This is a genomic window from Paraconexibacter sp. AEG42_29 (assembly GCF_040581415.1).
Classification (GTDB): domain Bacteria; phylum Actinomycetota; class Thermoleophilia; order Solirubrobacterales; family Solirubrobacteraceae; genus Paraconexibacter.
Genome location: NZ_CP114014.1, coordinates 5,173,062 through 5,195,723, shown reverse-complemented (window position 1 = coordinate 5,195,723; position 22,662 = coordinate 5,173,062). Strand labels below are relative to the sequence as shown.

The window sequence follows — 22,662 nt, the reverse complement described above, 5'->3', positions numbered from 1 at the left end:
GTCAGCGCGGGGTGGCGGGGACGCCGGCGACGATCGCTCCCGCCGCCACGTCCCCGGTGACGACCGCTCCCGCCGCCACCACGGCGTTCGCCCCGATCGTGCACGGCCCCAGGACGACCGCGCGGCTGGCGATCCACGCGCCCTCGCCGACGACGATGTCCCGCCCGCCGTCCGGCACCGCCTGCTGCCGCTCGAGGCCGGTCAGCGTGTGGTCGTGCGTCCCGGTCAGCAGCGCCACGTCGTCCCCCAGAAAGGCGTGCCGGCCGATCGTGATCGTGCCGGAGACCGTGTTGAGCATCGCCCCGTTGAGGACCGCGGTCGGGTCGGCGAGCACGCGGTCCCGTGGCCCGCGGACCGACGGGTGCAGGCGCAGGGTCTCCTGGACCAGCTCGCCCCAGGCCGGGCTCTTCACGAGCCGCCCCCGGAGATATGCGCCCGCCCGTTTCAGCATGCCCGCGAGGCTAGTGAATCGCCCCGGCAGGCCAGGCTCACGCCGGGCCCCGCAGGCCATCTGGTTCACTCAGGGCATGGCCGAGTTCACCTCCGTGGAGCGCGAGCGCATCGAGCGGACCGTCGCGGTCCGCGACACCGACGCGCTGCCGAAGGTCCCCGGGGCGGGCGAGGTCTTCGACCACGACGGGCAGCCCGTGCAGCGGATGCACAACGGCGTCCTGATCGAGAAGGACTGCTACCAGGGCGCCTGGGGGACCGAGATCATCCGCCGCCTGGACGGCCACCACGAGCCCCAGGAGGAGGTCGCGTTCGCCGCCATCGTCGAGCGGCTGCGCGGTGAGGAGGGCCCGATCACGATGATCGAGCTCGGCAGCTTCTGGGCGTACTACTCGCTGTGGCTGCGGCACGAGGTTCCGTCCGCGACGTCGCTCCTGGTCGAGCCCGATCCGCGCAACCTGGACGTCGGCCGGCGCAACTTCGCGCTGAACGGCGTGGACGCGACCGTCGTCCACGCGGCGGTCGGCCCCGAGCACGGCGGCTCGATCAAGATCCCGTTCGACAGCGACGGCGTGATCCGCCCGACGCCCACGGTCACGCTCGACGGCCTGTTCGCCGACCACGGCCTGACGCGCTGCGATCTGCTGCTGTGCGACATCCAGGGCATGGAGCTGCAGATGCTGCAAGGCGCGGCCGCGGCGCTGCGCGACGGCCGCCTGCGCTTCCTCGTGATCTCCACGCACCACTTCACCTTCAGCGGCGATCCGCTCACGCACCAGAAGTGCCTCGAGCTGCTGACGGACGCCGGTGCGCACGTCATCGCCGAGCACACCGTGTACGAGTCCTGCAGCGGGGACGGGCTGATCGCCGTCTCGATGGACCCGCGGGACCGCGACCTCGTCGTCGACGTCACGATCGTGCGCAACCGCGACTCGGTCTACGGCGAGCCCGAGCGCGAGCTGGCCCGCTTCGTCGGCTGGCCGGCGACGCGGCAGCGGGTGATCGACGCCGCCGGTCGCGGTGTGGCTCAGGTCCGCGCGGCGATCGCGGCGCGCCGGGCTGCCTGACCGAAGACCCTCAGCCCGGCTTGACCAGCGGCAGGCAGACCGAGGTGAAGGTCGAGTAGCCGTTGGAGACGAGCACGTGCGGGAACGGGTCCCCCGTCGCGGACGTCGTCGTGCCGTCGGGCTGGACGGTGTGCAGGTTCGTCAGCGTGGCGGGCGAGGGCTTGAGCTGCAGCGGCTGTTCGAGCGTCAGGCCGGACGGCTTGACGATCAGCCGCTGCAGCTCGGCGCTCGACAGGACCTCGGTGGAGCGGTGCTTGAAGTCCGCGCCGGTGCACTTGCGGTTCAGGCTCAGCGTGCGGATCGCGACCTGCACGCCGACGGTGTCCATCGGGTGGCGCTTGACGAAGGTCTCGGTGACCAGGAACGCGCGGCCGCCCGGGCGCAGGACGCGCCCGATCTCCGCGGCGGACGCCTTGATCCCGGCGAAGCCGCCGAAGTGCTCGATCGACGAGAACGAGACGACCGCGTCGAACGAGGCGTCCGGGAACTCGAGCTTCCGCGCGTCCATGTCGCGGACGGTCAGACGGTCCTGCGGGTAGTCGTACGGCGCGAACGACGCCGGGTCCTCGAGCATCGACGCCTTCGCCTCACGCGTCCCGAACGCGCCGCGGCCGTAGATGTCGACGGCCGTGACCGAGCGGGCGCGGGCGGCGAGCCAGAAGGCGATCTCCTCGCTGCCGGCGCCGACGTCCAGGATCTCCTTCGTCCCGTCGAGCAGGCCCGTCGCCTGCAGGTAGGACGCGCCCATCGCGAACTCCCAGGCCTTGCGGTGGGGGCGGCTCGCAGGCTTCTCCGGCGAGATGTCGTCCATCAGCGCGGCAAGCTCCGGATCGCTGAAGTCCTCCAGCCGGCAGACGCCCGCGTAGTGGCGTGGCAGTGGCGTGGTGCTCGTCGCGGCCATGGCCTGAGTCTCACACAGCGGCCCCGTAGGATGGCCCGCGGTGGCGTCTGAACACGGCCTCGAGCCGGACCTGCTGGACACCGACGCGGCCGGTCCCGCGGCGATCCGTGGCGGCGTCCTGCGGCTGGGCAGCTTCGCCGCCGGATCGCTGCTCAGCGTGGTGTCCGCGGCGCTGATGTTCCGCCACCTGGGCCTGGACGACAGCGGCCGCTACGTCACGATCCTGGCCCTGGTGGCGGTCGCGGGCGGGGTGACGGACGCCGGGCTCGCAGGGATCGCGGTGCGGGAGTACGCGCAGACCGGCGGCGCCGCGCGGGACGCCGTCATGCGCCAGCTGCTGGGCCTGCGGATCGTGCTGACGGTCGCGGGCCTGGGCGGCGCGGTGGTCTTCGCGCTGGCCGCCGGCTACAGCGGGCCGATGGTCCTCGGCACGCTCGTCGCGGGCCTGGCGCTGTTGATCGTCGCGCTGCAGTCGGCCTACTCGGTCGGGCTGCAGGCGCAGCTGAAGCTCGGCGCGGTCGCCGGCGCGGACCTCGCGCGGCAGGTCGTCAACGTGGTCTCGGTCATCGTGCTGGTGGTGCTCGGCGCGGGGCTGCTGCCGTTCTACGCGGCCAACGTCCCGGCCGCGATCGCCGCGCTGGCGATCACCGTCTACTACGTGCGCGGCTCGATGCCGCTGCGGGCCTCGTTCGACGTGCGGCGCTGGGGGGCGCTGCTGCGGGACACCGTCCCCTACGCGGTGGCGACGGCGATCGGCGCGATCTACTTCCGCCTGGCGCTGATCCTCGTCTCGCTGATCTCGACGGCCGAGGAGACGGGCTACTTCGGCGCGTCGTTCCGCGGCGTCGAGGTCCTGATCGTGGTGCCGCAGCTGCTGGTCAGCTCGGCCTTCCCGATCTTCGCGCGGGCTGCCCGCGACGACCTGCAGCGCCTCAGCTACGCGATCGGCCGGGTCTTCGCCGCCTGCCTGCTGCTGGGGCTCGCAGTCGCGATCGTGCTGATCGTCGGCGCGCCGTTCGTCATCGCGGTGGTCGCCGGCCCGGACTTCGCCCCCGCCGAGGACGTGCTGCGCTTCCACGGGCTCGGACTGGTGGCGTCGTTCGTCGGCGCCGGCTGGGGCTACGCCGCGCTCAGCCTGCGCCGCCACCGGGCGATCCTGACGGTGAGCATCTCGGCCCTGGCGGTGTCGGCGGTGCTGGTCGGGATCCTGGCGAGCACGCACGGCGCCGTGGGGGCAGCCATCGGGACCGCGGTCGCCGAGTCGCTGCTGGCGGTCGGCCTGGCGATCACGATCCGCCGCGCCGGAGTGCCCCTGGGGATCGACGTCGGCGAGACGGCGCGCGTCGTGGGCGCGGGCCTGGTCGCGGTGGGGGCGGGCCTCGCGGCGACGCAGCTGCTCGACGTCCCCTCCGTGCTCGCCACGGCGGGCGCGCTGGTCCTGTACGCCGGGCTGGTGGTCGCGCTGCGGGCCGTCCCGCCCGAGGCCGCCGAGCTGATGCAGGGCCTCCGCGCGCGGCGCTCCCGCTAACCTGCCCGGTCGCGTGCCGCAGCCCCTCCATGTCGCCCTGAACCTGTTCTACCTCGTGGAGCGCTCGGGCGGCGCGGGGACCTACGCCCAGGAGCTGCTGCGCGGGATGTTCGCCGCCGAGCCCGACACCCGCGTGACGGCGTTCACGTCCAAGGAGATCCCGCCGGAGTACGTCGCGCGGGACTGGGGCGGCCACGTGGACTGGGTCCCGATGCCCTTCACGGTGACGCACGGCCCGCCCGGCAACTTCGTGGCGACGATGGGCGCGCAGTGGGGCGCGATCCCCCTGCTGGCGGCCCGCCGCGGCTGCGACGTCGTCCACGGCCTCGCGAACATCACGCCGCTGGTCGCGCCGCGCGTCCCGACCGTCGTCACCGTCCTGGACCTCATCTGGGTCCGCTACCCGCACACGATGGAGCGCCGCGCGACGGTGGGCATGAAGCTCGTCACGCCCCCGAGCGCGCACTTCGCCGACCGGACGATCGCCATCTCGCACGCGTCCAAGGCGGACCTCGTGGAGACGATCGGGCTGGACCCGGCGCGCGTCGACGTGACATGGCTGGGCGTCGACCCGCCGGGGGCGCGAGAGGCAACGGATGCCGCCGAGCTGCGGGAGCGCCTGGGTCTGCCGGCCGCCGCGCCGGTGGTGCTGTGCGTCGCCCAGAAGCGCGAGCACAAGAACCTGCTGGGCCTGGTGCGCGCGCTGGCGCGGGTGTCGTCCCCCGACGCGGTGCTGGTCCTGCCCGGCGCCCACACGCCGCACGAGGACGAGCTGCGCGCGGAGGCCACGGCCCTGGGTATCACCGAGCGGGTCGTCTTCCCGGAGTGGCTGTCGGACGCGGACCTCGAGGGCCTCTATCGGCTGGCGGCGTGCTTCGTCCTGCCGAGCTTCGAGGAGGGCTTCGGCCTGCCGGTCCTGGAGGCGATGGCGCGGGACGTCCCGGTCGCGACGTCGAACTGCTCCTCGATGCCGGAGGTCGCGGGGGACGCGGCGCTGCTGTTCGACCCCCAGGACCCCGCGTCGATCGCGGGCTGCATCGACCGGCTGCTGGCGGATCCCGAGCTGGCGCAGTCGCTGGTCGCCCGCGGCCGCGAGCGTGTGGCGGCGTTCCCGTGGCAGGCGACGGCGGAAGCGACGCTGGACGTCTACCGGCGGGCGATCGCCGATCGCCGCGGGCGCCGGGGCGGCGGGGTACGGCGGCTCACGCGGGCGACGCGCGGCGTCTACGGGACCTGGCGCTGAGGCCTCCCGCGATGCACGTCGGCCTGAACCTGATCTTCCTCGTCCCGGGCGAGACCGGCGGCATGGAGGTCGCGGCGCTCGAGCTGATCGCAGCGCTGGTCGCGGACGCTCCTGCGGACCTGCAGCTGACGCTGTTCGTGAACCAGGAGGCAGCGGACGCGGGGGGACCGTGGTCAGACGGCTCGTTGCCGTCGGTGGTCGTCCCGATCAAGGCCACGAATCGCGTGGAGTGGGTCCGCGGGGAGCAGCAGCTGCTGCCCGGCCTGGCCGCGCGGGCCGGCTGCGACCTCGTCCACAGCCTCGCCTCGACCGCACCCCTCCGCGGCGCGTTCAGGCGCCTGACGACGATCCACGACCTCAACTACGCGATGGTCCCCGACACGCACTTCGGCCTGCGTGGCCTGGGCATGCGCGCCCTCGTGCCGGCCGCGGCGCGCCGCTCGCACCGGATCCTCGTGGACGCCGCGTCGACCGTCGAGGACCTCGTCCAGGTGCTCGGCACGCCCCGCGAGAAGATCGACGTCGTCCCGCTCGGGGTCCGGCCGCCGGACGCGTCCGTCACGCCGACGACGCCGCTGGAGCTGCGCACGGGGCTTGGGCTGGGGGGCCGCCGCGTCCTGCTCAGCGCGTCCGCCAAGCGCCCGCACAAGAACCTGCTGCGGCTACTCGACGCGCACGCGTCGCTGCCGGCTGACACGCGCCCGGTCCTGGTGCTGCCCGGCTACTCCACGCCGCACGAGGCGGACCTCGTCGCCCGCGCGGCGGCGCTCGGGACGACGGACGACGTGCGCCTGCCGGCGTGGGTCAGCGCCGCCGACCTCGAGGGGCTCTACGCCCTGGCCGACGCGTTCGTGTTCCCGTCGCTGCACGAGGGCTTCGGGCTGCCGGTGCTGGAGGCGATGGCGCGCGGTGTCCCGGTCGTCTGCTCGGATCGCTCGTCGCTGCCGGAGGTCGCGGGGGACGCGGCGCTCCTGGTGGACCCCGAGGACGTGGGCGCCCTCGCGTCGGCGCTGACCCACCTGCTGGACGACGGCGCGCTGCGCGAGCGCCTGTCGGCGGCGGGCGTGGAGCGGGCCGCGCAGTTCACGTGGTCGCGGACGGCGGACCTGACGGTGCAGGCCTACCGCCGCACCTTGACCGCCTGACCGCCTGACGAGGCCGCTCGCTGACAGGTTGTGCACCTCTACGGTGCAGAACCTGTCAGCGGGGCATCGGCGGCGGCGCGGAGTAGGCGTCCAGGATGCGCTGCAAGGGGTCCTGGGCGACCACCCGCTCCAGGTGCCGCCGGTGCCACTCGAGCGTCGTCCGCCGCAGCTCCGGGCCCGCCGCATGGACCCGGACCACCGCCGCGGCCAGCGCCTCCGCGCTGTCGTCCGCGCAGACGAAGCCGTTCACGCCCTCCTCGATCAGCTCGGTCGCCGCGTTGTCCGCCCCCGCGGCCAGGACGATCGGCACCCCCAGCGACGCCGCCTCGATGACGACCAGCCCGTAGCCCTCGCGGCGGGTCGGCGCCAGCAGGCACAGCGCGCCGCGGATCGTCTCGTGGAGCTCCGCGGTCTCGACGAACCCGGGCGCGTCGACGACGGCACCGGCAGACCGCGCCGCCGCGACGGCCGCCTGCACCGCGTCCCGCTCCGGCCCGTCCCCCAGCACGACGCCTCGCAGCCCTGGGACCTCGGCGGCGGCCAGCGCCATCGCCGCGACGGCCAACGGAGCCTGCTTCTCGGCGATGAACCGCCCGGCGAAGACCACGACCGGCTCCGGCGCGGCGACGACAGCCGGAGCGGGCTCCGCCAGCACCGCCCGCGCGTCGTCGGCCCACTCCTCCCAGATGACGGCCGGCGTCCCCCGCAGCCCCTCGTCCACCAGCCGGTCGGCGTGCAGCCGCGAGAACGCGAACGGGGTCTGCCGGATCCGCGCGCAGGCCCGCTGGATCTGGTGGGCGACCACGCCCTGCGGCCCGCCGACGTACGTGCGCCAGTACTCGGGACTCCAGACCTCGTGCCAGTCGGTGACGAGCCGGTAGCGGCCGCGGCGCCGCACCGCCCCCGCGGCCAGCAGGCTGAAGTACGGGAACGACGCCGTGTGGACGACGTCGTACTCCCGGCCGTGCCGGGCCAGGTGGCGGAGCACGCCGAACCCGAACCGCAGCGGCTCCCCGATCGTGCGGTTGCCGTCCGGTCCGTAGAGCGGCTCGTCACGGGAGACGGCGACCACGCGGACCCCGTCGATCGCCGGCGGATCGGCGAGCGGCCACTGCAGCCGGGTCAGGTAGGTCACCTCGTGGCCGGCCGCCGCCAGTGCCTCCGCGAGCTCGCGCATCCGGCGCTCGGCGCCGCCCACCGTCCAGGGGAAGAGGCAGTCGTAGACCAGGCAGACGCGCACGCGCCGATACCCTAGATGGCGTCCGTGTCACCGCGACATTCGGATCCGCGTGGCGTTACCACTCATGCCGCCCGGGGTAGCACCCAGCAGCGCTCCGTGCGCAGATCTCCATGAGCACCATCGAATCCCCGCCAGCCGCCGGCTCCGTCAACAGCGACGAAGAAGCCACCGGCCTCGTCGTCTCCGTCGTGATCCCCTGCCTCAACGAGGAGGAGAACATCGAGGCCTGCGTCGCCCAGGCGCTGCAGGCGATGGACGACGCGGACATCCTCGGCGAGGTCGTCGTGGCGGACAACGCCTCGACCGATCGCAGCGCCGAGCTCGCTCTCGCCGCCGGTGCGCGCGTCGTCCACGAGCCGCGCCGCGGCTACGGGTCGGCCTACCTCGCCGGGTTCGCCGCGGCCCGCGGGAAGTACATCGTCATGGGGGACGCGGACCTCACCTACGACTTCAACGAGATCCCGCGCTTCGTCGCGGAGCTCGACAGCGGCGCCGAGCTCGTCATGGGCGACCGGATGGACAACATCCAGCCCGGCGCGATGCCGTGGCTGCACCGCTACGTCGGCAACCCCGTTCTCAGCGGCATCCTCAACGGCTTCTTCAAGACCGGCATCAGCGACGCGCACTGCGGCATGCGTGCCCTGCGCCGCGACGTCCTGCCCCGCCTGGACCTGCGCACCACCGGCATGGAGTTCGCGTCGGAGATGGTCATCCGCGCCGGCAAGGAGAAGCTCCGCATCGCGGAGTTCCCGATCGACTACCACCCGCGCGGCGGCGAGTCGAAGCTCAACACCTGGCGGGACGGCTGGCGCCACCTGCGCTTCCTGCTGGTCCACTCGCCGACCCACCTCTTCATCGGTCCCGGCGCGATCCTCAGCGCCATCGGCCTGCTGATCACGCTGATCTCCGTCGCGAACATCGAGATCTTCGGCCGCCAGTGGCAGCTGCACACGACCGTCGGCGGCTCGATGCTGATGATCGTCGGCGTGCAGGTCGTCGCCCTCGGGCTCTGCGCCCACGCCTACGGCTCGTACTTCATGGGCGAGAAGGACCCGTGGTTCGACCGCATGCGCGGCCGCTTCCGCCTCGAGCACGGGCTGATGCTGGGCGCGGCGATCCTGGTCGTCGGGCTCGTCACCGGTGCCGTGATCTTCGGGATCTGGATCGACTCGGGCTTCGGCTCGCTGTCGGAGGAGCGCCTCGCGATCCTCGCCACGACGCTTGTCGTGATCGGCCTGCAGACCGTGTTCTCGTCGTTCCTCCTGAGCATCCTCGGGCTGCGGCGCGTCGAGCGCTGACGCCCGCCGCCGCGCCCGTCGTCGATGAGCTTCCTCGCCGCCTGGGTGCTGTTTCCTGTCGTCGCCGTCGTGGTCGCGCTCGGGCACGGCCTGCTGATCGACCGGCTCGCCGGCGGCAGCCTGAGCGGCGTGCTGCTGGTGCCCGTCGGGCTTGGCGGGATCGTCGCGTCGACGCAGCTGACGACGGCCGCGGCGTTCGCGGCCCCGCTCACCATCCCGGTAGTGCTCGTGCTCGCGGTGGCCGGCTACGCCCTCGGGCACGAACGCCTGCTGCCGCTGCGGATCGACCGGGCTGCGGCCGTCGCCGCGGTCGGCGTCTACCTGGTCTTCGCCGCGCCCGCCGCGCTGTGGAGCGACAGCCCCGCCTTCGCGGGCTACACCGTCCTGGGCGACACGGCCGTCCACTTCGTCGGCGCCGACCAGCTGCTGAAGGACGGCCGGTCGTTCGACGCGCTGCCGGACTCGGCCTACAAGCAGGCGAACCTCGACTACTACAAGACCGCCGGCTACCCCACCGGCGGCGCGGTGACAGCCGGCGTGCTGACGTCGCTCGTGCACCAGGACGTCGCCTGGACGTACCAGTCGTTCCTGTCGCTGCTCGCGGTGATGATGGCGCTCTGCCTGTACGCGCTGGCGGCGACCGCGGTCCGGTCGGCCGCCTGGCGCGGCCTGGCGGCGTTCCTCGCACCGCAGGGGGCGCTCGTCCTGGCCTACGCGCTACAGGGCTCGATGAAGGAGCTCGGGATGGCGTGGGCGGTGATCCTGATGGCGGCGTGCGCGTGGACCGTCACCACCGACCGCGTCCGCGGACCACGACGCGTCCTGCCGTTCGCGGTCGCCTGCGTGACCGCGATCGCGATGGTCGGTGCCGCCGCCGGGGTCTGGGTCGCGCCGTTCAGCCTGATCGTCATCGCGGGGACGATCGTCGCGCGTCCGGGGCGCTGGAAGCGGGACGTCCTGGTCGGCGGTGCGCTGTTCGCGGGCGTCGTCGCGGTGCTCAGCGTCCAGTCCTTGAAGGTCAGCTCGGCGTACGAGGACGTCGCGCACCAGGTGGTGACCGCCGGCGTCGAGCTCGGCAACCTGCTCGCGCCCCTCGACCCGCTGCAGATGTTCGGCATCTGGATCAGCGACGACTACCGCCTGCCGCTCGAGGAACCGATCGCGACCTACCTGCTGCTCGGCGTCGCGATGGTCGGGGCCGGCATGGGCCTCGTGTGGATCGCGCGTCAGCGCGCCTGGGCCGTGATCGGCTACGCGGCGGTGTCGCTCGTCGGCTGGTGGTACGTCACCGAGCAGGGCTCGCCGTGGGCGCGCGGCAAGGCGCTGGTGATCGTGTCCCCTGCCGTCGTCCTCGTCGTGGTCCTCGGTGCTTACGCGCTGTGGGCGGCGTCGCGTCGTGTCGAGGCGACCCTGCTGGCGGCCGCGGTCGCCGTCGGAATCCTCGTCTCCAACGGGATGGCGTTCCATGCCGTCTCGGTCGGCCCCGGCGACCGCTACCGCGAGCTGGCGGACATCGGCCGGTCGCTCGACGGCCAGGGCCCGACGCTGACCACGGAGTTCGAGGAGTTCAACAAGCACTTCCTCCGTCAGGCCGCGCCGACTGACACGTCCGACGGACCGGCGGCGTCCGACATCGACAACGTCCCGTGGGAGGCGCTCGAGGGGGCGAAGTCGCTCGTGCAGCGGCGCGGCGCCTGGGTGTCCCGGCCGTCGTCGGCGTTCACGCGCACGCAGCACGGGCGCTGGTACGACGTGTGGCAGCGGGACGACGCGCAGGCCGCCCGGGTCATCAGGCACCTGGCGCTGGGCAACGTCCAGACGCGGGACGCCGCGGCGCCGGCGCCGTGCTCGCCCACGGGCGACCTCGCGACCTTGGCCCGCGAGGCGTCGGAGGCCGGCGGCGAGCTGCGCTACGTCCCGCGCGCGGACGCCGTGAGCTTCGTGCCGGCCGTCGCGTCCATGGGCTTCAGCGGCAAGTGGTCGGTCGACGACACCGACCCGCAGGTGCTGCGCATGGCCGGGATCGGCCAGGCGACGGGGGCGGTCGACTTCGGCCGCGGCGGTCGGCGTGAGGTCTGGGTCGAGGGGTCGATCGGGCGCCGCGTGTCGGTGTCGATCGACGACCGGACGATCGGGTCGGTGGCCTACCACCTGAACGGCCGTCGGACGGGCGAGCTGGTCGCGACGATCGACGTCCCGGCAGGCCGCCACAAGGTCCGCGCGGTCAGCAGCGGCGGGTCGCTGCACGCGGGGAACGGCGGCCAGAACCGGCTGCTGGGGCCGATCTCCTTCGTGACGCCGGACGCCGCGGGGGCGTCGTTCAAGACGATCGCCCCGTCGCGGTGGCGGCAGCTGTGCGGCCGGTCCTTGGACTGGGTCGAAGCGGTCGGCCCGGCCTGACGTCATCGACGCGGTCTGCGGAGGGTCGTGGGGGTTGGGCCCGCCGGATCCTCCGAGGATGCTCGGCCGGTGCGGTCTGCGGGGGTCGAAGCGGTTGTCGGGCAGAGTGACCCGGCGCGGTCCGCGGAGGATCGTGGGGGTTGGGCCCGCCGGATGCTCCGGGGATGCTGGGTGGGCGAGGTCCGCGGAGGGTCGCGGGGGTTGGGCCCGCCGGATCCTCCGAGGACGCTCGGTCGGCCGTCGGCGCGCTGTCACTCAGCGCGCTGGAGAGCGGTGCGCAGCGCCGCTTCGACCTGCTCGGCCGCACCCGGCCATGTGCGGGTGGCCGCCAGCGCCGTCCCCCCGCGGGACCGCTCCGCCCGTTCGAGCAGGTCGTCGACCAGCCGTTCGACGGTCGCGGCGATCGCGATCGGGTCCGCCGGACTGAGCGCGATGGGCCCGTCGTCCCCGAAGGTCGCCAGCATCGAGTCGCTCGCCAGGTCGACCACCGGCAGCCCGCACGCGAGCATCTCGGTGGGGACGAGCGACGGGTTCGTCATCGACAGGACGACGCCGACGGTCGCCGACGCGTAGGCGTGCGCGAGGGCGTCCGGTGTGAGGACGCCCAGGTGCCGGTGCGGGAAGGGGGTGGCGAGCCTGCGCCCGTCCCCGAACAGGGCGATCTCGATGTCCGGCCGGCGGGCGTGCAGCTCCTGCAGCGCGAGCACGCCGAGCGTGGTGGCTCGTCGTGCCGTGGTGGCACGGGCGTAGAAGAGGACGAGGTCGTCGCGGCGATGGGTCGGCAGCGGGACGTAGTGCTCGTGCGCGACGCCGAGGTCGAACGACGAGGCGCTGCAGTCGTACTCGCGCGTGACGAGGTCCGCGAGCCACGGCGACGCGCACACGGCGTGCAGACCCTGGCGGTAGGTCCACTGCGCCCAGTCGCGCTCGGCCGAGGTGGCGTAGAACTCGGGCTCGTGGTCCTGGACGAGGTAGGCCCGAGCCCGGGCGCCGGGGAGTCTGAGGACCGCGGGGACGGTCTGCCAGCCGGTCGCGAGCAGGACGTCGACGTCACCCGGCGTGGGGCCGCCGAAGTCGTCGTCCCCTGCCACCGCCAGGCGCCTGACGGGTGCCGCAACGGGGCCGAAGAAGCGCTGGAACAGCTCGCCGAGGTCGACGTCGTTCTGCCCGTCATGGCGGCCCTCCTCGTCGACCAGCCACAGCGACAGCGCGTGGCCGCGGGCCTCCAGGCCCCGCACGAGGTCGGCGATCGTGTGGTGCCCGCCGCTGCCGCGCCGGAACTGGGGGATGACGACGGCGACGCGGAGTGCGGCGTCGGGGGTGACCGTGGTGGCGTCGCTGCGGAGGGGCACGGCACCGTCGCGGAGCGCGGCCAGCAGCAGCGGCGGGACGCGGACGGGACGGGGCTCGCGCTCGGCGGTGCCGCCGCGCCGGGGAAGACGGGGGCTCACACGAACACCGCGGGCACGCCGAGGGCGTCGTAGGTGGACGCGGCGCGACGGTCGGCGCTGACGAGCGTCGCTCCGTGGTGGAGCGCGGTGAGGCCGATGACCCCGTCGCACAGCGCCCCGCCGCGCACACCGGCGCGGACCAACGTGCCGAGCGTCGCCCGGAGCGCTTCGGCGTCGAGCACGAGCCAGTCGTCTGGGAAGGCCAGGGTCAGGGCTTCGAGCGTGACCGCGGGCGCGACCCGATGCGCCGCCGGCATCCGGCTCAGGGCGGAGGTCGTCTCCAGCGCGACGTGCCCGACGAGCGCCCGGTCGCTTGTCTCCAGCAGCGCGGCGCGCGCGCGGCCGTGTCCCTCGTGCCAGGGGCTCAGCGCAGCGATCACGACGCTCGTGTCGGGCGCGATCATCGGCGGATGCGCTCGATCGCCGCCCGGGTCGCGTCGCCGGTCAGCGCTTCCTCGCGTCCGTCGCGGGTCGCGAAGACCGGGAAGCCATCACGCACCTGGACCTCGGTCTGTGGGTCGGGGACCGAGAGCTCCAAGTGACCGTCGACCGCGTGGATGTCCAGCTCGGCGGCGGCCTGGACGCCGAGCTCGTCGCGCAGTCGCTTGGGAATGACCAAGCGCCCGGCGTCGTCGATGGCGACTCGCATACCACTGAATCTACCTTTGCTCCTGCCATGGGCCTCGGGCGCCGCCTTCGCGGAGCTTCTGGCGGGTCACACCCGCGCCACCCTCCACGCGTCCCCGGGCGGCGCGCTCCGCGGAGGATTCGACGGGTCAGACCCCCATCACCCTCCACGCGTCGCCGGGCACCGCAAGCGCGTGACCCGCGTCGCGTCATCCGGACTCTGACCACCGCCGAGGTGGCGGAACCCGGGTTCAGCTCCAGCGGTGGCCCGCCTGCGGCGTCGTCCGGACTTTGGCCACCGCCGGGGGTGCGGAACCCTGGGTCAGGCCGTCGAGGCGTCCGCGATCCGGCGGCGGATCTTCTTCGGGGACACCGAGACCTTCGTCCCCAGGCCCTGCGCGAACAGGCTGACCCGCAGCTCCTCCAGCATCCACGGCAGCTCCACCAGCGCCGGCGGCAGCGCGCGCCCCGCCGGCCAGGCCGCCCGTGCCGCCGCGGCTTCGGCCTCCAGCTCCGTCACCACGATCAGCGGCTGGTTGTCCGTCCCCGGGTGCGTGCGCAACCGGTCCAGACGACGCAGGATCCCGTTCAGGTAGCGCTTGACGTCGGGGAGTCGCGCCGCGTCAGTGGTGAGCAGGAAGCCGCGGTGGACCAGCCGGCCCAGGTGCGCCAGGACGTCCGCGCGCGCGGCGGCGTGCGCGTCCGATGTCAACGGCGCGATGGCGGACACGATCTGCGCGCGCAGCTCCACGATGTCGGCCACGATCGCGACGTTCCGCGCCGTCGTGTCTGCCAGCTCGCCGGCGACCTCGCCCCGCAGCCGCGCAAACCCCTCGACGTCCCACGCCGGGCCGCCCGCAGCCGCCACCAGCTGGTCCACGCTCGCGATCACCGTGTCCCCGATCAGCGCGTCGATCCCGCCGAGCGCCGGCTCGCCCAGAGCCAGCTGCTGCCGCAGGTCAAGCCCACCGCGGACCCACTTCGCCGGCGACGGGCAGTTCAGGAGCAGGAGCCGTCGTGTCCCGGCGCGCATCGCATACGTCTGCGCGCCGCGCGTCTCCAGCACCCGCACGCCGACCGTCGCCCCCTCGTCGACCAGCGCCGGGTAGACCGTCACGTCGGCGCCCGGGACACGGACCTCGCGCGCCAGCGTGCCGATGCTCCAGCCCTTCAGCCCGGTCGCCTGCAGCTCCGGCGTGACCTCGGCCAGGCGCTGCTGCAGCTTGGGGCGCAGCTGGGCACGGATGACCTCGAGGTCCGGTCCGCGGGCCAGGACGACGTCGTCCGCGTCCGCCACCTGGAACGTGACCCGCAGGTGTGCCGGAAGTGCCCCGAAGCTCGCGACGAGCTGCTCGTCCGACGCACGCACTCCGTACCGACGCTCGAGCTCGCGGTCGACCGCGTCCAGCAGCGGCTCGCGCCGGGGCTTCACGCCCTCGAGCACGGCAGCAGCGCTCTCCGGGATCGGGACCAAGGGCCGCCGCAGCTCCTTCGGCAGCCCCCGCAGCAGAGCGGTCACCAGCTCGTGCCGCAGCCCCGGAACGATCCAGTCGAACTCCGCCGACTTCACCGCGCCGAGCTCCGCCAGCGGCACGTGCACCGTGATGCCGTCGTCCGCCACGCCCGGCTCGAAGCGGTACGTCAGCCGCAGCAGCAGTTCGCCTTGGCGCCACCCGGTCGGGTAGGACTGCGGATCGAGCTCGGCCTGCGCCACCGGGTCCAGCAGCAGTTCGCGCGTGTAGGTGAGCAGGTCGGGGCGGACGGTCCTCTCCGCCCGCCACCAGCGGTCGAAGTGCTGGCCGGACACGACGTCGTCGGGGACCCGCGCCTCGAAGAACGCCTGCCGGACGTGGTCCCCCGCCAGCAGGCCCCGGCGGCGCGAGCGGTCCTCCAGCGCCTCGACGGACGCCAGCACGCGACGGTTCGCCGCGACGAAGTCGTGCTCCGTGTCCCAGTCGTCCTCGACCAGCGCGCGCTGGATGAAGAACTCGCGCGAGAGCTCCGGGTCGATCGCGCCGTACGCGACCGCGCGCCCCTCGATCACCGGCATGCCGTAGAGCGTCGCCCGCTCGGTCGCCATGACCGTCGCCTTGCGCCGGTCCCAGCGCGGCTCGGAGTAGGACTTCTTCAGCAGCGACCCCGCCGCCGGCTCGATCCACTTCGGGTCGATCCGGGCGGCCGTCCGCGCGAACAGCTGCGAGGTCTCGACCAGCTCCGCGGCCATGATCCAGTCCGGCCCCGACCGACCCAGCACCGACCCGGGGAAGACCCGGAACCGCGACCCGCGCGCGCCCTGGTACTCGCCGCGGCGCTTGGCGTCCTTCAGCCCGAGGTGGGACAGCAGCCCGGTCAGCAGCGCCTGGTGGATGTGCTGCGGCGTCCCCGGCACCTGGTTCAGGGTGATCTTCGTCGTCTTGGCGGTCTGCCGCAGGCGGGCGACGAGGTCCTGCCACTCGCGGATCCGCAGGTGGTGCAGGAACTCGGCCTTGCACTGCTTGCGGAACTTGGAGCCCGACAGCTCCCGCTGCTGCTCCTCGAGGTAGCGCCACAGGTTCAGCAGCGTGAGGAAGTCGGAGTGCTCGTCCTTGAAGCGCGCGTGCAGCTGGTCGGCCCGCGCGCGCTCGTCGCCGGGACGGATGCGCACGTCCTGGATCGACAGCGCCGCGACGATGACGATGACCTCCTCGGCGCAGTCCAGCCGGTCGGACGCGAGGACCATCCGTGCCATCCGCGGGTCGACGGGCAGCTGTGCGAGGCGGCGGCCGTCTCTGGTCAGACGCGGGCCGGACGCAGCGGCAGCCGTATCGGTCTCGATCGCGCCGAGCTCCTGCAGCAGCAGGACGCCGTCCCGGATCTGGCGCCGGTCGGGCGGGTCCAGGAACGGGTAGTCCTCGATCGCGCCGAGCCCCAGCAGCGCCATCTGCAGGATCACGGCCGCGAGCGAGGTGCGCAGGATCTCGGGGTCAGTGAACTCGGGGCGGGCCTCGAAGTCCTGCTCGGAGTAGAGGCGGATGCAGACGCCGTCGCTCGTCCGCCCGCAGCGGCCGGCCCGCTGGCGCGCGGACGCCTGGGACACGGGCTCGATCGGCAGCCGCTGCACCTTCAGCCGCGTCGAATAGCGGCTGATGCGGGCGGTGCCGGCGTCGACGACGTACTTGATGCCGGGGACCGTCAGCGACGTCTCGGCCACGTTCGTCGCGAGGACGATGCGGCGGCCGGCCGACGATTCGCTGCGGCGGAACACGCGCTGCTGCTCCGCGCTCGACAGGCGCGCGTACAGCGGGAGGATCTCGACCGTCGAGGGCAGCCGGCCGGCCAGGACGTCGGCGGTGTCGCGGATCTCGCGCTCGCCGCTCAGGAAGACCAGGATGTCTCCGGACGGTTCGTCCAGCAGCTCGTCCACGGCGTCGGCGATCGCGTCGGGCTGGTCGCGGTCGCTCACCCGGTGGCCCTGCCGCGCGTCGGCGGGGTCCTCGTCGTCGTCCGCCTCGACGTCGTCCTCGTCCGCGCTCAGCGGCCGGTAGCGGACCTCGACCGGATAGGTGCGTCCCGAGACCTCGATCACCGGCGCGCCGGAGAAGTGCTGCGAGAACCGATCCGAGTCGATCGTCGCCGAGGTGATGATCACCTTCAGGTCCGGCCGCCGCGGCAGGATCCGCTTCAGGTAGCCGAGCAGGAAGTCGATGTTCAGCGACCGCTCGTGGGCCTCGTCCACGATGATCGTGTCGTACTGGCTCAGCAGGCGGTCGCGCTGGATCTCGGCCAGCAGCAGGCCGTCGGTCATGAGCCGGACGAGCGTGTCGTCGGTCGCCTTGTTCTCGAACCGGACCGCGTAGCCGACGGCCGTCCCGAGCGGGACTTCGAGCTCGTCGGCGATCCGCTGCGCGACCGTGCGCGCGGCAATCCTGCGGGGCTGCGTGTGGGCGATCGTCCCACTGACGCCGCGCCCCATGCGCAGGCACAGCTTGGGCAGCTGGGTGGTCTTGCCGGACCCCGTCTCGCCCGCGACGATGACGACCTGGCTCCCCGCGATGGCGGCTTCGAGATCGTCCAGTCGCCCCGTGACCGGGAGCTCCGGCGGGAACGTGATCTGCGGCGGGACGGCCGCGGCCCTGCGGGCATGACGGGCGGCCACCTGCGCGGGGTCCGCCGCGCTGCCCGCAGAACGCCGCGGGCGACGCCGCCGCGGCTGCTGCGAGGACTCAGGCATCGGGTCCAGGATAGGGAGCGCCCCGCCGGTCGGGTCGCCTGGGCGGGCCGTGGTGCGCGGAGGGTGACGGGGGTATGTCCCGCCGGATCCTCCGCGGAGCGCGGGCGGGTGCCGGCGCGGTTCCGGACGTTCGGAGGGTCGCGGGGGTATGTCCCGCCGAATCCTCCCCAGGGCGCGGGCGTCCTGGTCGGCCCGACACGCCCGGAGGATCCGGCGGGTCTGGCCCGCGTGATCATCCGCGGAGCCGCAGCCCGCGGGGTTCTGTCGCACGCATAGCGCGGGGACGGCACAGATACGCGGTAGATCCGTCGCGACGAGCCCAGCCACCATCGGCCGATGGCCGAGGCACGCTTCCCCGAGGGCTTCGACAAGAAGGCGCATCGGCGTGCCGCCGGGGGACACATGGACGCCACCCTGACCGCGCTCGCCGACCTGCAGCACGGTCACGTCACGACGAAGCAGCTCCGCGCGCTCGGATGGTCGCGCGACCAGCTGCGCGAACGCGTCCGATCAGGGCACCTCACCCGGCGGCACGTCGGCGTCCTCTTGGTCGGCAGCAGCGTCCCGACGAGTGCCGGGCGGCGGATGGGCGCCGTCCTGGCCGCGGGCGCCGATGTCGTCCTCGGCCAGCTGTCGGCCGCAGCGCAGCTCGGAGCCAAGGTCCGCGAGCCGCACAGCGTCCACGTCATCATTCCGCCCTCCAGGCGCGTCGAGCGAGTCGGCGTCTCGGCATACCGTTCCGCCGTCCTGCCCCACGAGCGCACCGTCGCGGATGGCGTTCCCTGCCCGACGTGGCCCCGGCTGCTGCTCCAGCTCGCGGCGTGCCGCTCGACGCAGCTCGAGCACCTCTGGCACGACGCGATCTACCGCCGGCAGCTCGACGACGCCGCGCTGGCAAAGGTCCTCATCGATCACGAGGGCGCCCCCGGCACCGCGGAGCTGCGCCGCCTCTGGGAGCAACGTCTGTACGCCATTGGGCGCTCGGCGAACAAGCTGGAGGCCGACCTGCGCGACATCGTCGTGGAGGCGGGACTCCCCGAGCCGCACCGCAACTGGCGCGTCGACGTGGACGGGCAGACGCTCAGGCCCGACCTCTACATCCCCGAGTACGCGCTGGCCGTCGAAGGCGACGGTCGTGACGGACACTCCGACCCCGAGCAGCAGCTCAATGACGCCCGGCGCGACGCCGCCTACCGCAAGCTCGGGCTGCACCCCGTCCGCATCGGCTGGTGGGCGGTGGGCTACCAGCGGCCCGGCGTCGTCGCGGACTTCGCGCGGTACGCGGGGGCGTGGCGACGCACGGGCGGTCGCTGGACCACGGCCGACCCACTGCCGGTCTTCGAGTACGCCAGACGGTCGTAACGCCCGCCTCCTCGGAGGACCTGGCGGGTAGAACCCCCGCGACCTTCCGTGGACCATGTCGCGGACCGCGGGGGCGGGCGTCCGCGGAGGATTCGGCGGGCAGGACCCCCGCGACCTTCCGCGGACCGTGACGCGGCCGCGGCGACGGACGTCAGCGGAGGATCCGGCGGGCAGAAACCCCACGATCCTCCGCGCACCGCGCCGGCGAGCGTCGAACGAACGCCGCCCGGAGGATCCGACGGGCACAACCCCCGCCATCCTCCGCGGACCACACCCAGGAGGGCGAACCGCCCGCGGCAGGCGCTGCGCTCTACCATTGACCCCGTGACTGCCCTTGCCGAGTCGCCGGCAGATGCGCGCGCTGCTCGCCTGGCCTCCGCTCCGCCTGCCGTGGTCATCGACCACGTCTCCAAGACGTTCCGCCTGCCGCACGTGCAGTACTCCACGCTCAAGGAGCGGGTCCTGCACCCGTTCCGCTCGACGACCTACGACGAGCTGCACGCGCTCAACGACGTCGACCTCACCATCAAGCAGGGCGAGTTCTTCGGCATCGTCGGCCGCAACGGCTCCGGCAAGAGCACGCTGCTCAAGTGCCTGGCCGGCATCTACAAGCCCAACCAGGGCTCGATCCAGCTCAACGGCCGCCTGTCGCCCTTCATCGAGCTCGGCGTGGGCTTCAACCCGGACCTCACCGCGCGCGACAACATCGTCATCAACGCCGTGATGATGGGCCTCAGCCGCAAGGAGGCCGCGGAGAGCTTCGACAAGGTCATCGCCTTCGCCGAGCTCGAGGAGTTCATCGACCTCAAGCTGAAGAACTACTCGTCCGGCATGGCCGTTCGCCTCGGCTTCGCGACCGCGATCCAGGTGTCCGCCGACGTCCTGCTGGTCGACGAGGTCCTCGCCGTCGGCGACGCCGCCTTCCAGCAGAAGTGCTTCGAGGAGTTCAACCGCCTCAAGGCCGAGGGCCGCACCGTCGTCTTCGTCACCCACGACATGAGCGCCGTCGAGCGCTACTGCGACCGTGCGATGCTCATCGAGCGCGGGGACGTCCTGAAGATCGGCGAGCCGCACGCCATCTCACGCGCCTACAACGAGCTGAACTTCGGCCGCCTGGTCCACGAGACCGACGAGACCGGCCGCTACGGCGACCAGCGCGCCTGCGAGGTCCGGGACGCCTGGTTCGAGAACGAGCAGGGCGAGCGGACCGGCGAGATCGCCCAGTACGACCGCCTCACGATGTGCGCGCAGATCCGCTTCCACGAGCAGGTCGTCGACCCGGTGATCGGCTTCAGCGTCCGCAACGACGTCGGCCACACCTTCTTCATCACCACCACCGAGTGGCAGAACGTCCCGATGGGGACGTTCGAGGCCGGCGAGGACGTCATCGCCCGCGTCAGCGTCGACGCCGTGATGTCGCCGACGAAGTACACCCTGACCCCGTCGATCGCCCGGGACGGCGGGGCGGACGTCCTGGACGTGCGCGAGGACCTCGCCGCCGTCTACGTCCACGGCACCCGCGTCACCGGCGGCCTCGTCGATCTTCCGCATCAGTTCGTGCTCGAGCGCCGTTCATGACGGAGATGACCGACACGATGCTGAAGACGCCGCCGGTGTCGGAGCCGCCCGTGGTCCAGATCGCCGAGCCGCCCACGCGCGGCGACGAGATCCGCCGGCTGATCACGCTGACCTGGACCCTCGCGCTGTCGGACTGGAAGCTGCGCTTCTACGGCTCGGCGCTCGGCCTCGCCTGGACCCTCGTCCGCCCGTTCGCGCTCTTCGGCGTCATCTACATCGTCTTCACCGAGATCGCCGGCCTCGACAAGAACGTCCCGAACTACGGGCTGTACATCCTCTACGCGCTCGTCCTCTTCAGCTTCTTCGCGGAGACGACGAACGGCTGCGTGCAGGCGCTGGTCTCGCGCGAGAACCTGCTGCGGAAGATGCAGTTCAACCCGGTGGTGATCCCCCTTGCGATCAGCGTGACCGCGCTGCTGAACCTCGGGATGACGCTGATCGCCGTCTTCATCTTCTCGCTGGCGACGGGCGTCTATCCGACGTGGACCTGGCTCGAGCTGCCGGTGATCGTCGCGGTGCTGTTCATCCTCGCGTCCGGCGTCGGGATGCTGCTCAGCGTGCTCTACGTCCGCTACCGCGACGTGCAGCCGATCTGGGAGGTCTTCACGCAGGTGCTGTTCTACGCGTCGGCGATCCTCTACGTCCCGACGCTCGTCGCCGAGCGCGCGGAGGACTACTACCGGATCTTCCTGTGCAACCCGATGGCCGCGATCTTCACCCAGATGCGCAAGGCGATGGTGGACGGCGGCGCGCCGTCGATCACCCGCGCGTTCGAGCAGCCGGAGTTCGTCCTGATCCCGCTCGGCCTGATCTTCGGCATCTTCGCGCTCGGCGTGTGGTTCTTCCTGCGCGAGAGCCCGCGCGTCGCCGAGAACCTGTAGCGGCGCATGACGAAGCTGGGCGAGTGGCGCCACCGCGTGCGGACACGCAACGAAGCACAGGTCGACGTGCTGGCGGCCGTGGCAGCGAAGCCGCTCGTGGAGGCCGTCCCCACGACGGGACCGGTGTCCGACGCGCTTTACGCCCGACTGTCCGCGGTCGACGTGGCCCGGCTGGAAGCAGCGCTCGAGGGCAACATGCGGCTGCTGTGGGACGACCTGGACGAAGGCGACCGCCATCGCCTGCTGCTGTCCGCCGCCGCCTTCTACCAGGACCCCGAGGCGCTGAAGGCGATCGGCCTGACCTCGGCCGAGCCGCCGGACGACGTCCACGCGATGGCCCGCGGCCCGCTCGCGCACGGCGGGGACCTGGGCATCGCGGACATGGTCGTCCGGACGCTGGAGGACGCGCGCGTCGCGATTCCCGCCGGCGGGACGCTGCTCGACTTCGGCTGCTCGAGCGGACGCGTGCTGCGGCCGCTCGCCGCCTGGCGGCCGGACCTGAACTGCATCGGCTGCGACCCCAACGGCGACGCGATCACGTGGGCCCAGCAGGCCGTCCCCGACCTGCGCTGGTTCCAGAGCCCGCTGCGGCCGCCCCTTGAGCCCTGCGACGACGCCAGCGTCGACGTCGCGTTCGCGATCTCCATCTGGTCGCACTTCTCGGCCGACGCGGCGCTCGACTGGCTCGGGGAGATGCACCGCATCATCAAGCCGGGCGGCGCGCTGCTGCTCACGACGCACGGCCTGAACACGTTCGCCGAGTACACCCGCGGCGGCCTGATGGACCGCGCGATCATGGCGCGCACCATCGGGACGGTCCTGACCGACGGCATCGAGTTCATCGACGTCTTCGGCGAGGCGGGCGACTGGGGCGTCAAGGACCCCGACTGGGGCAACAGCTTCCTGCTGGCCGACTGGCTCGTGGAGCACGCGACCCCGCAGTGGTCCATCAGGCTGCTGCGCAGCGGCCGCCTGGAAGGCAATCAGGACGCTTACGTGCTGGAGAGAACATGACGAACGCTCACGACAACCCCTCCGAGGTCGAGATCCTGCGCGCCCACGTGGCCGAGCTCGAGCAGCAGCTCGCCGAGCAGTCGCGCGCGACCAACGCCATCGTCGCCCGCTCGCAGGAGAAGCTCTACTGGCTCGAGCGCTGGCACATCGACCTGGACCGCATCATGGCCAAGCCCGGTGCCGTCCCCGCGCTGGAGGCCGTCAAGAAGCTGCGCGGCGGCGTGCGCGCGGCGAAGAAGGCCAAGCGGCGCCTCGCGGGCTGACCTC

The 22,662-nt window shown here is 72.8% G+C and carries 18 protein-coding genes; 11 read left to right on the top strand and 7 right to left on the bottom strand.

All coding sequences use genetic code 11. The features are described from left to right. Position 1: 1 nt before the first annotated feature. Positions 2–451: an acyltransferase gene (locus DSM112329_RS24720; protein WP_354699232.1), complete on the bottom strand. Its 450-nt coding sequence runs from the start codon at positions 449–451 to the stop codon at positions 2–4. A 76-nt stretch (positions 452–527) separates the two neighbouring features. Here DSM112329_RS24720 and DSM112329_RS24715 point away from each other — a divergent pair, with 76 nt between their 5' ends. After that, complete coding sequence (locus DSM112329_RS24715) at positions 528–1,517, top strand: FkbM family methyltransferase (protein ID WP_354699231.1); 990 nt, start codon at positions 528–530, stop codon at positions 1,515–1,517. A 10-nt stretch (positions 1,518–1,527) separates the two neighbouring features. On the opposite strand, the gene DSM112329_RS24710 is transcribed toward DSM112329_RS24715, so the two are convergent. Beyond that, positions 1,528–2,418, bottom strand: a complete 891-nt coding sequence (locus DSM112329_RS24710) for a class I SAM-dependent methyltransferase (RefSeq protein WP_354699230.1) — start codon at positions 2,416–2,418, stop codon at positions 1,528–1,530. Between the two features lie 40 nt (positions 2,419–2,458). On the opposite strand from DSM112329_RS24710, the gene DSM112329_RS24705 reads away from it, so the two are divergent. The 3 genes from DSM112329_RS24705 to DSM112329_RS24695 are packed head-to-tail and all read left to right on the top strand — an operon-like array spanning position 2,459 to position 6,334. Continuing rightward, positions 2,459–3,946, top strand: a complete 1,488-nt coding sequence (locus DSM112329_RS24705) for an oligosaccharide flippase family protein (RefSeq protein ID WP_354699229.1) — start codon at positions 2,459–2,461, stop codon at positions 3,944–3,946. A 13-nt stretch (positions 3,947–3,959) separates the two neighbouring features. Next, positions 3,960–5,189 (top strand): glycosyltransferase family 1 protein, encoded by a 1,230-nt coding sequence (locus DSM112329_RS24700; RefSeq protein ID WP_354699228.1) that lies wholly within the window; start codon positions 3,960–3,962, stop codon positions 5,187–5,189. Between the two features lie 11 nt (positions 5,190–5,200). Then, complete coding sequence (locus DSM112329_RS24695; protein WP_354699227.1) at positions 5,201–6,334, top strand: glycosyltransferase family 1 protein; 1,134 nt, start codon at positions 5,201–5,203, stop codon at positions 6,332–6,334. A 55-nt stretch (positions 6,335–6,389) separates the two neighbouring features. Here the strand turns inward: DSM112329_RS24695 and DSM112329_RS24690 are convergent, their stop codons facing one another. Beyond that, positions 6,390–7,574: a glycosyltransferase gene (locus DSM112329_RS24690; protein WP_354699226.1), complete on the bottom strand. Its 1,185-nt coding sequence runs from the start codon at positions 7,572–7,574 to the stop codon at positions 6,390–6,392. A gap of 110 nt (positions 7,575–7,684) precedes the next feature. Between DSM112329_RS24690 and DSM112329_RS24685 the strand changes: the two genes are divergently transcribed. After that, positions 7,685–8,872, top strand: coding sequence for a glycosyltransferase family 2 protein (locus tag DSM112329_RS24685; protein WP_354699225.1), 1,188 nt, complete (start codon positions 7,685–7,687; stop codon positions 8,870–8,872). A 24-nt stretch (positions 8,873–8,896) separates the two neighbouring features. Continuing rightward, a complete protein-coding gene (locus DSM112329_RS24680) occupies positions 8,897–11,272 on the top strand; it encodes a hypothetical protein (protein WP_354699224.1) in 2,376 nt (791 codons plus the stop codon). Positions 11,273–11,523: 251 nt separating this feature from the next. On the opposite strand, the gene DSM112329_RS24675 is transcribed toward DSM112329_RS24680, so the two are convergent. The 4 genes from DSM112329_RS24675 to hrpA all read right to left on the bottom strand — a co-directional run bounded on the left by DSM112329_RS24675 (position 11,524) and on the right by hrpA (position 17,560). Next, on the bottom strand, positions 11,524–12,723 hold the full coding sequence (locus DSM112329_RS24675) for a glycosyltransferase family 4 protein (RefSeq protein WP_354699223.1): 1,200 nt from the start codon (positions 12,721–12,723) through the stop codon (positions 11,524–11,526). Then, positions 12,720–13,127: a PIN domain-containing protein gene (locus DSM112329_RS24670; protein WP_354699222.1), complete on the bottom strand. Its 408-nt coding sequence runs from the start codon at positions 13,125–13,127 to the stop codon at positions 12,720–12,722. Before DSM112329_RS24670 ends, DSM112329_RS24675 begins: the two co-directional genes overlap by 4 nt. Then, complete coding sequence (locus tag DSM112329_RS24665) at positions 13,124–13,372, bottom strand: AbrB/MazE/SpoVT family DNA-binding domain-containing protein (protein WP_354699221.1); 249 nt, start codon at positions 13,370–13,372, stop codon at positions 13,124–13,126. Before DSM112329_RS24665 ends, DSM112329_RS24670 begins: the two co-directional genes overlap by 4 nt. Positions 13,373–13,672: 300 nt before the next feature. Beyond that, positions 13,673–17,560: an ATP-dependent RNA helicase HrpA gene (hrpA, locus tag DSM112329_RS24660; RefSeq protein WP_354699220.1), complete on the bottom strand. Its 3,888-nt coding sequence runs from the start codon at positions 17,558–17,560 to the stop codon at positions 13,673–13,675. Positions 17,561–17,896: 336 nt separating this feature from the next. On the opposite strand from hrpA, the gene DSM112329_RS24655 reads away from it, so the two are divergent. The 5 genes from DSM112329_RS24655 (at position 17,897) to DSM112329_RS24635 (ending at position 22,658) form a co-directional block, all read left to right on the top strand. Beyond that, positions 17,897–18,922, top strand: coding sequence for a type IV toxin-antitoxin system AbiEi family antitoxin domain-containing protein (locus DSM112329_RS24655; RefSeq protein WP_354699219.1), 1,026 nt, complete (start codon positions 17,897–17,899; stop codon positions 18,920–18,922). 324 nt (positions 18,923–19,246) lie between these two features. Continuing rightward, complete coding sequence (locus DSM112329_RS24650; protein ID WP_354699218.1) at positions 19,247–20,500, top strand: ABC transporter ATP-binding protein; 1,254 nt, start codon at positions 19,247–19,249, stop codon at positions 20,498–20,500. Further along, positions 20,497–21,381 (top strand): ABC transporter permease, encoded by an 885-nt coding sequence (locus tag DSM112329_RS24645; RefSeq protein WP_354699217.1) that lies wholly within the window; start codon positions 20,497–20,499, stop codon positions 21,379–21,381. The genes DSM112329_RS24650 and DSM112329_RS24645 overlap by 4 nt, the downstream gene beginning before the upstream one ends. A gap of 6 nt (positions 21,382–21,387) precedes the next feature. After that, a complete protein-coding gene (locus DSM112329_RS24640) occupies positions 21,388–22,395 on the top strand; it encodes a class I SAM-dependent methyltransferase (protein ID WP_354699216.1) in 1,008 nt (335 codons plus the stop codon). Next, on the top strand, positions 22,392–22,658 hold the full coding sequence (locus tag DSM112329_RS24635; RefSeq protein ID WP_354699215.1) for a hypothetical protein: 267 nt from the start codon (positions 22,392–22,394) through the stop codon (positions 22,656–22,658). The genes DSM112329_RS24640 and DSM112329_RS24635 overlap by 4 nt, the downstream gene beginning before the upstream one ends. The last annotated feature ends 4 nt before the right edge of the window (positions 22,659–22,662 follow it).